Annotated in this window: 6 protein-coding genes and 1 pseudogene; 5 read left to right on the top strand and 2 right to left on the bottom strand. The window is 71.4% G+C overall.

Annotation, left to right across the window (positions count from 1 at the left end; translation table 11 throughout):
- Positions 1–1,408 (top strand): annotated as a pseudogene (locus ACWDSL_RS49795) (hypothetical protein); the annotation flags it as partial.
- 76 nt (positions 1,409–1,484) lie between these two features.
- Positions 1,485–3,335, top strand: a complete 1,851-nt coding sequence (locus ACWDSL_RS49790; protein ID WP_450495946.1) for a protein kinase domain-containing protein — start codon at positions 1,485–1,487, stop codon at positions 3,333–3,335.
- Between the two features lie 73 nt (positions 3,336–3,408).
- Here ACWDSL_RS49790 and ACWDSL_RS49785 read toward each other — a convergent pair whose 3' ends face one another.
- Positions 3,409–4,692 (bottom strand): adenylosuccinate synthase, encoded by a 1,284-nt coding sequence (locus tag ACWDSL_RS49785; protein ID WP_450495944.1) that lies wholly within the window; start codon positions 4,690–4,692, stop codon positions 3,409–3,411.
- Positions 4,693–4,846: 154 nt separating this feature from the next.
- Between ACWDSL_RS49785 and ACWDSL_RS49780 the strand changes: the two genes are divergently transcribed.
- A complete protein-coding gene (locus tag ACWDSL_RS49780; protein WP_450495942.1) occupies positions 4,847–5,875 on the top strand; it encodes a hypothetical protein in 1,029 nt (342 codons plus the stop codon).
- A 13-nt stretch (positions 5,876–5,888) separates the two neighbouring features.
- Here the strand turns inward: ACWDSL_RS49780 and ACWDSL_RS49775 are convergent, their stop codons facing one another.
- A complete protein-coding gene (locus ACWDSL_RS49775) occupies positions 5,889–6,446 on the bottom strand; it encodes a GbsR/MarR family transcriptional regulator (RefSeq protein ID WP_450495941.1) in 558 nt (185 codons plus the stop codon).
- Positions 6,447–6,547: 101 nt separating this feature from the next.
- Between ACWDSL_RS49775 and ACWDSL_RS49770 the strand changes: the two genes are divergently transcribed.
- Together ACWDSL_RS49770 and ACWDSL_RS49765 are read left to right on the top strand one after the other, a co-directional pair.
- A complete protein-coding gene (locus ACWDSL_RS49770) occupies positions 6,548–7,462 on the top strand; it encodes an ABC transporter ATP-binding protein (protein WP_450495939.1) in 915 nt (304 codons plus the stop codon).
- Positions 7,459–9,114, top strand: coding sequence for an ABC transporter permease (locus tag ACWDSL_RS49765; RefSeq protein WP_450495937.1), 1,656 nt, complete (start codon positions 7,459–7,461; stop codon positions 9,112–9,114). The genes ACWDSL_RS49770 and ACWDSL_RS49765 overlap by 4 nt, the downstream gene beginning before the upstream one ends.
- The last annotated feature ends 122 nt before the right edge of the window (positions 9,115–9,236 follow it).

The following is a 9,236-nucleotide window of genomic DNA, read 5'->3' as shown; positions in this document are numbered from 1 at the left end:
CGCGCCCTCACCCTCGACACAGGCGGCTGCCGCGCCCGCGGGCGCGGCCGGGACGCCCGCCGCGGGCGCGGTGCCCGAGCCGCGGGCGGCGAACGCCGCCGCCGCGCCGGACGCGCCGTCCCCGGAGGCCGCCCAGCCGGCCCAGGCCGCGGCTCCGGGCGCGACGCCGCAGGGCACCACTCCGCAGGCCGCGTCGCCGGGCGCCACTCCGCAGGCCGCGGTTCCCGGCGCGACCCCGCCCGGCGCGACCCCGCAGGCCATGCCCCCGCAGGCCGCCGAACCGGCGCCCACGCCGCCGCAGGCGTTCGGGCCGCCGGAGATCACCTCCTTCGACGCCACGCCCAGCACACCCCCCTCGGGCCTGGGTTCCGTCGGCCTGGGCGGACCTGGTGGTCCTGGTGGTCCTGGCGGCCCCGGCGGGCCGTTCGGACCCGCGCCCACGCCCACACCCCCGCCCGCCGCCAAGCGCGGCAGGCGCAAGCCGGTCATCATCGCCTCCGCCATCGCCGCGACGCTGGTCATCGCGGGCGCGGCCACCTTCGCCTACGTCGCCTCCAACGACGACAAGGAGAAGAAGCGGGACTACAGCAAGATGACCCACACGCCGCCCGCCAAGTCCTCGTCCTCGGGCGGGGCGTCACCGTCCGAGAGCGACGACTCGCCCTCGCCCGACCCGTCCGCCTCGACGTCCCTGGGCTCCAACGGCGATGTCCCCAAGGAGTACGTGGGCGCCTGGGAAGGCGAGATCATGGAGAACGGTTCGGCCACCGGCAAGATCCGCCACGTCGTGATCAGCCAGGGCACCACCGGTTCGAAGATCATCGAGACCTTCACCGCGTCCCCGGGCTCCTACTGCGCGGGCAAGGCCACGCTCAAGGAGGTGAAGAGCCTCCTGGTCATCGACAGCGACGAGGTGACCACCAGCGTCCCCGCGGACGACTGCAGCGCCAGCGGGGAACAGACCCTGAAACTCGGCAGCAACGGCCGCATCGCCTGGAACAACTCGGACGGCTCCGCCTCGGCCACGCTGCGCCCCTCGAAGCCCGGCGACAACCCGATCCCCGACGAGTACCTGGGCACCTGGCTGGCCAAGGACGCGTTCGGGGTGTCCGGCGCCACCTTGAAGATCACCATCAAGCAGGGCGCGATCGGCACGGTGGTCACCGAGGACCTCGGGGAGAGCGACAGGTACCAGTGCGAGACCAAGCGGTACTTGGTCTCGGTCGACAAGGGACTGGTCCTGAGCCTCGGCGAGATCGTCGACGAGACTCCGGCGGATTCCTGTCCGGCGAGCAGCATGCTCACCTTCACCGCCGACGGATCTGACAAACTCCGGGTGCAGTACGACGATCCGGACGACTACAGCAGCGATGAGACCCAGACGCAGACGTTCACCCGCGTAGGCTGAGCGACCGTCAGTCGAACGCACGTCAGTCGATCGCCCCGTCGTCGACCGAGCGCACACGGACAGGAGCCGCACCGCAATGGAGAACCTCGGGGCCCAGGACCCGCGGTGGATAGGCGAGTATCGGCTGCTCGGCCGACTGGGCGAGGGCGGAATGGGCAGGGTCTACCTGGCCCGTTCCGCCCGCGGTCGCACGGTCGCCGTAAAGCTGGTGAAGGCAGAACTCGCGCGCCACGCCGACTTCCGCAGCCGCTTCAAGCGTGAGGTCGCGGCCGCCAGACGGGTCGGCGGACAGTGGACCGCGCCTGTCCTGGACGCCGACACCGAGGCCGAGGTGCCCTGGGTGGCCACCGGCTATATCGGCGGCCCCTCCCTGCACGACGTCGTCGCCGAGCAGTTCGGGGCGCTGCCCGAGCACTCCGTACGGACCCTCGCGCACGGACTGGCCCTCGCGCTCCGCGATATCCACGGCGCCGGGCTGATCCACCGCGACCTCAAGCCCTCCAACATCCTGATCACCATCGACGGGCCGCGCGTCATCGACTTCGGTATCGCGCGGGCGCTGGAGACCATCGCCGGCGTGGGCACCAATCTGACGGTGGCGGGCGGGGTCGTCGGCTCGCCCGGTTTCATGTCGCCCGAGCAGGTGCGCGGCGAGACCGTGACCACCGCGAGCGATGTCTTCTGCCTCGGGTCGGTGCTGGCGTTCGCCGCCATCGGCCGGCAGCCGTTCGGCAATGTGACCAGCGGGGTGCACGCCCTGCTGTACCGGATAGCCCAGGAGGAGCCCGACCTCGTCGGCCTGCCGGAGGGGCTGCGCGAGCTGGTCACCGGCTGTCTGCACAAGGACCCGGCCGTCCGGCTCTCGGTCGAGGACGTGGTGGCGCGTACGGCCCCGGAGGCCGGCCCGGCCACCGCCGGCACCTGGCTGCCGGGCGAACTGCTGGCCAAACTCGGGCGGGACGCGCTCCAGCTGCTCGAGATGGAAGCGGACTCCGATGAGTCGGCTACGGACTCCGACACCGCCACCCTGCGGACCACCGGGCCGATCGGGTCCGTGGGCGCCGCCGCGCCCGGCCCGGCGACGCCGGGGACGCCGAGCGGTTACGCGACCCCGGCCACACCCGGCGCGGTCGGCGCACCCGGCGCGGCAGGCTACCCCGCCTCCGGCGCCCAGCCCGGATATCCGATGGCCGGCGGGGCCGGGCAGCCCTGGCCGGGCGCCGCCCACCACCACTTCCCGGGCCGCATCTCTTCCCCGCCCGCCCGGAACCTGCGGACCCCGCGCAGCCTCGGCACCACCCTGATGTGGCTGTTCGGCGCCTTCGCGCTGCTGTCCGTCGCCCACCTGGGGCTGAACGGCACGCTGTTCGGCGCGTACGAGGAGTATCTGAGCAACAACGGTGGCAGGGAGGCGATCAGCAACGCCAGGGACTCCCTGGACATCTTCGAGATCTTCTCCGGGCTGCTGGAAATCACGCTCGTCGTGCTGTTCCCGGTGTGGTTCCGGCGCGTGTACTTGAACGCCACCTTTCTCGCGCCCGGCCGCCAGCGGCACGGCGGCGGCCTCGCGGCCGGCTCGTGGTTCATCCCGGTCGCCCAGCTGTGGCTGCCCAAGCAGATCGCCAACGACATCTGGACCTCCAGCACTCCCCCGGGCACCCGGCCCGCCTCCCGCGCGGTGCTGCACTGGTGGTGGGCGCTGTGCGTGGCGATGTTCCTCATCGTCGTCACCCAGTCGCTGCTGGAGGTCGTCGCCGCTTCGGACCAGGACGAGCAGGCGGCCGTCGGCCTGGGCATCTTCAACGATCTGATCTCGATCCCCGCGTCCGTGCTCGCGATGATCGTGGTGACCCGTATCACCAAGATGCAGCGGCCCCAGCGCTGGCAGCCGGAAGGAGGGGCCTTCGGGCCTCCCGCGATGCGCTAGGAGGCCCTTCGGCCGCGACTCGGAGATTCAGCCGTGCCTCGGAGACCCGGTCGGAACCCGGAGGCTCAGAGACTCACAGGAACGAGTTGATCTGGATCGTCTCGTCACGGCCCGGCCCGACACCGATCGCCGAGATCGGCGCGCCCGACATCTCCTCCAGCGCCGCTACGTACTTCTGCGCGTTCTTCGGCAGCTGGTCGAAGGACTTGGCCTGGGTGATGTCCTCCGACCACCCCGGCAGCGTCTCGTAGATCGGCTTCGCGTGGTGGAAGTCGGTCTGGCTGTACGGCAGCTCGTCGACCCGCTTGCCGTCGATCTCGTACGCGACGCACACCGGAATCCGCTCCCAGCCGGTCAGCACGTCCAGCTTGGTGAGGAAGAAGTCGGTCAGGCCGTTGACCCGGGTCGCATAGCGCGCGATGACCGCGTCGAACCAGCCGCAGCGCCGGTCGCGGCCGGTCGTCACGCCCCGCTCGCCGCCGATGGTGCGCAGCTTGTCGCCGTCCTCGTCGAGGAGCTCGGTCGGGAAGGGGCCCGCGCCCACGCGCGTGGTGTAGGCCTTGAGGATCCCGATCACGCGGTTGATCTTCGTCGGGCCGACCCCGGTCCCGGTGCAGGCACCGCCGGCGGTGGGGTTCGAGGAGGTGACGAAGGGATACGTACCGTGGTCGACGTCGAGCAGCGTGCCCTGGCCGCCCTCGAAGAGGACGACCTTGCCGTCGTCGATGGCGTTGTTCAGGAGCAGCGTGGTGTCCACGACGAAGCCGCCGAGCTGGTCGGCGTAGCCCAGCAGCTCCTCGACGACCTGCTCGATGGCGATGGCGCGCCGGTTGTAGAGCTTGGCGAGGACCTGGTTCTTGAAGTCGAGGGCCGCCTCGACCTTCTGCCGCAGGATCGACTCGTCGAAGATGTCCTGCACCCGGATGCCGACACGGTTGATCTTGTCGGCGTAGGCCGGGCCGATGCCCCGACCGGTGGTGCCGATCTTGCGCTTTCCGAGGAAGCGTTCGGTCACCTTGTCGAGGGTGGTGTGATATGGAGTGATCAGATGCGCGTTACCGCTGATCAGCAGCTTGGACGTGTCGATGCCGCGCGCGTTCAGCCCGCTCAGCTCGGAGAGCAGGACCGCCGGGTCCACGACGACGCCGTTGCCGATGACCGGGGTGCATCCCGGGGAGAGGATTCCGGAAGGGAGGAGGTGGAGCGCGTACTTCTGGTCGCCGACGACGACCGTGTGGCCGGCGTTGTTGCCGCCCTGGTAGCGCACCACATAATCCACCGAGCCACCGAGCAGGTCGGTGGCCTTTCCCTTGCCTTCATCACCCCACTGAGCACCGAGCAGCACAAGTGCGGGCACAGGCGTACACCCCTTCCGGGCGGGGCATGTCCAACGTGCGCGGTGGCGTGTGCCACCACAAGAGCCGTCGAACCGGTGCCCCGGATAGACGAAGCCCCTGGCGCAACAGCGACAGGGGCTCTTGCACCGAGAGATTACCTGAGGAAGGACCGAGGTGTCGGCTCCAGATCCCTGGCAGGTTTCCCCGGACGCCGTCCGGGGGCGCCCCCTGCTTGTGCTCATCGACCCCACCGCCCGTCGAACCGACGGGGAGTCGGTGCGGATCGCGAAAGATGTGCTGTGTGCGGGCGCATCTGCGAAAATCTGCCTGCCGGAGGGGCCCGACGAGGTCGAGCGGGCGCTCGCCCGCCGTGGCAGCCGGCGGCCCGTCGTGGTCGGTGACCACCGGGCCCTGCTGCGCACCGTGGAGCTGCTGCACCGCAAGCGGGAGCTGGCGGACGCGGCGCTGTCGGTGGTGCCGGTGGGCGGCTCGGCCACGGTGGCCCTGGCCCGCGCCCTGGGCCTGCCCACGGACGCGGTGAGCGCGGCGCGTACGGCGCTCGACGGCACCGCGCACCGGCGTGACCTGCTGGTCGACGAGAGCGGCGGGGTGGTCCTCGGGGGCCTGCGGATCTTCGGCGGGGAGCAGCCGGGCAGCGGGGACCAGGACGCCGGCGGGGCTGGGGACGCGAGCAGGGGCGCGCACGAGGACGGGAGCAGGGGCGGGGACGGGGACGGAGACGGAGACGGAAGCAGAAGCGGGGCGGGCAGCGGCGCGGGCGGCGGTACGGGCGGGTACGACGACGGCCATCAGCCGTGGTGGACCCCCGCGGCCCGTACCGCGCGCACCGCGCTGACGCTGCTGTCGCTGCCGGGCGGCGGCCTGGGCGGCTCCCGGCGGCGGACCCGGCCGCCCGCGCAGCGGCTGCGGGTGGAGGCGGACGGGGTGCTGCTGGCCGATCTGGACCGGCCGGTCGAGCGGGTCTCGGTGTCCACGGCCGCGGCGGGCCGCGGCGGCCTGGCCGATGTCGTGGTGCACCCGTGTGCCGGGTCCGGCCCGGTCCGCGCGCGGGCGCGGGCGGTCACCGTCTCGGGCCCGGACTTCCGCTACCACGCGGACACCCTGACCCGTGGCCCGGTGCGCACCCGCACCTGGACGGTCCTCACCGAGGCCTGGCGCCTGATGATCCCCCGGGGGGAGTGAGCTGCCGGGAGAGTCAGCCCGTCTTCTGGTCTCCCACGCGGGGCGTGTCATGGCGGGCGTCCTCCAGGTGGGCCCGCCAGCGCGCCAGCATGTCGAGCAGCTCCTGCTGCATGAACGCGTAGAACTCCGCGGTCCTGATCGCCCGCGCCCCCGCCGGGGTGTGCGGACCGAGCACCTTCGCACCGTCCTGCATCGTGTGGTGCCAGCGGGTGAGGATCTGGTCGCGGTTGGACACGGCCTCGTACCAGACCTCGTTGTAGAGGCGGTACTGGTCGCGCCGCGAGCCCGGCTCGCGCTCGCGGGAGATCAGGTTCACCTGGGCCAGGTAGCGGACGGCGCCCGAGACCGCGGCCGGACTGATCCGCAGCATCTCGGCGATCTCGGCGGCGTTGAGCTTGCCGGAGTCGGAGGCGAGAAGGGCGGCGAAGACCCGGGCGCCCATCCGCTGCATCCCGGCCTCGGTCATGTCCGCGGCGAACCGCTCGACGAACTGCGACACCGCCTCCTCGTCGCGCTCGAAGTCCTCAGCCTCGCCGTCGCGCGCGCTCTCCTGCCGCGTCACCTCCGTCACCGCCGCCTCATCTCCCTTCGCCCACTTGTTCACTCTTTCAATATCAGTTTATACGCTTCACTAACTTCACAATTTTATGAAACTAGCGTAGCTTCAGAAGCATGACAACGGCAATCTCCATCTCCGGCCTCCACAAGTCATTTGGCCGCACGCATGCGCTGGACGGCCTCGACTTGGAGGTCGAGACAGGCGAAGTCCACGGCTTCCTCGGGCCCAACGGGGCCGGGAAGTCCACCACCATCCGCGTCCTGCTCGGCCTCCTGCGGGCGGACAGCGGAGCGGTCCAGCTCCTGGGCAAGGACCCCTGGCACGACGCGGTCGAGCTGCACCGCCGCATCGCCTACGTGCCCGGCGACGTCACCCTGTGGCGCAACCTCAGCGGTGGCGAGGTCATCGACCTGTACGGGCGGCTGCGCGGCGGCCTCGACCAGGACCGGCGCACGGAGTTGCTGGAGCGGTTCGAACTCGACCCCACCAAGAAGGGACGCACCTACTCCAAAGGCAACCGGCAGAAGGTCGCGCTGGTCGCCGCCTTCGCCTCGGACGTCGACCTGCTGATCCTGGACGAGCCCACCTCCGGGCTCGACCCCCTCATGGAGGAGGTCTTCCGGGACTGTGTGATCGAGGAGCGGGAGCGGGGCCGTACGGTGCTGCTGTCGAGCCATATCCTCAGCGAGGTCGAGGCGCTCTGCGACCGGGTCAGCATCATCCGCAAGGGCCGCACCGTCGAGACCGGCTCCCTCGCGGAGCTCCGCCACCTCACCCGCACCTCCGTCACCGCCGAACTTTCCGGCCCGCCCAACGGTCTTTCCGCCCTCCCCGGCATCCACGACCTCGACATCCAGGGCAAGCGCGTCAAGCTCCAGGTCGAAACCGACAAGCTGGACGCCGTGCTGCGGCAGCTCAGCGAGTCGGGCGTGCGCAGCCTCATCTCCACCCCGCCCACCCTGGAAGAGCTCTTCCTGCGCCACTACCAGGACGACATCCGCGACGAGGCAGAGGCGGTCGCCCGATGACCGCCGTAGCCGACACCCGCGTCGCGGCCCCCGAGCGCACCGGCTCCCGCGACCTGGCCGGCACCGGCACGCTGCTGCGGCTCGCGCTGCGCCGCGACCGGATCCTGATCCCGGTGTGGGTGCTGGCCATCGGCCTGACCGGCAGCAGCACCCTCGGCCGGATGAAGAGCACATACGACACGGCCGCCGACCGTGCCGAAGTCGTGCACGACATGAACGGCAACGGCTCGATGCGGTCGATGCTCGGCGTCGCGTTCGGCGACTCGTACGGCGCGCTCTCCGCCTGGCGCGTGGGCGTCTTCCTCGCGGCCTTCGCCGGGATCATGAGTGTGCTCCTGGTGATCCGGCACACCCGCGAGGAGGAGGAGTCGGGCCGCCAGGAGGCGCTGTCGGCCGGTATGGTCGGCCGCCGCGCCGGCCTGACCTCCGCCCTGCTCACCATGGCCATCGCCAACGCCGCCATCGCCCTGCTGATCACGGCCACGCTCGCGGGCGAGGGCAGCGGCGGCGCGCTGGCCCTGGGCCTGGCCGTCGGCCTCACCGGTCTGGCCTTCGGCGGTCTGGCCGCCGTCGCCGCCCAGACCACGGAGAACGCGCGGCTGGCCAGGGGCCTGGCCGCCGGTGCCGTCGGCATCGCGTACATGCTGCGCCTGCTGGGCGACGCGACCGAGGACGGGGCGAAGGGCTCCGGCCATGTACTGGTATGGCTCTCGCCCATCGGCTGGGCGGAGTACACGCGGCCGTTCGCGAACGAGCGGTGGTGGGCACTGCTGCTGCTGGTCGCCTTCGCAGCCGTCTCGTTCACCGCGGCCTACGTCCTCGCGGGCCGCCGCGACATCGGCGCCGGATTCTTCGCGTCCCGCCCCGGCCCCGCCTCCGCCGACAACTCCCTGCGGGGCGCGTACGGCCTGGCCTGGCGCCTCCAGCGCGGCACCCTGCTGGGCTGGGGCATCGGCATCACCATCTCCGCCGCCGGGCTCGGCGGCGTCGCCAACGGCGCCGACGACATCATCGGAGACAGCGAGAAGAACCGCGACCTCATCGAGCGCATGGGTGGGGCGCAGAACCTGAACGACGCCTTCCTCGCCGCCATGGTCGCCGTCGTCGGCGTGGTCCTCACGGTCCACACCGCCAGTGCGGTGCTGCGGCTGCGCAGCGAGGAGACCGACCAGCGCGCGGAACCGCTGCTGGCCAACGCCGTCAGCCGGCTGCGGTGGGCCGCGAGCCACCTCGTCATCGCCTACCTCGGCCCGGTCGCCGTCCTCGCCGCCGGCGGGCTGGCGATGGGCCTCGTCTACGGAGCCGCGGCCGACGACCTGGGCGGCCAGCTGCCGCGCGTCCTGGGCGCCGCGCTCGCCCAGGTCCCGGCGCTGTGGGTGGTCACCAGCCTGCTGGTCTTCCTCTTCGGCCTGCTGCCCAACTACACGACATCCCTCGGCTGGGCCGTCGTCGGAGTGGTCGTCGCCATCGGCTGGCTCGGCCCGGCGCTCAACGCGCCCCAGCCCGTGCTGGATCTCTCCCCCTTCAGCCATCTGCCGAAGCTCCCGGGCGAGAGCGTGTCGGCGACGCCGTTCGTATGGCTGCTCGCACTCTCGGCCGTGCTGACGGCCGCGGGGCTATGGGGGCTGCGGCGCCGCGACATGACCAGCTGACCCCTGCCGTCGGGGCCCGAACCCCCGTGGGGGGGGGCCCCGGGGGGGGGGGGACGGGGGGGGTTGTAGTGGTTATTAAAAATCATAAAACCAATAACACCAAAAATAAAAAAAGTTTCTTG

This window comes from Streptomyces sp. NPDC000941, from assembly GCF_053599555.1.
Note: the sequence above shows the minus strand (reverse complement) of the source record. Positions and strands in the feature narration are given on the sequence as shown.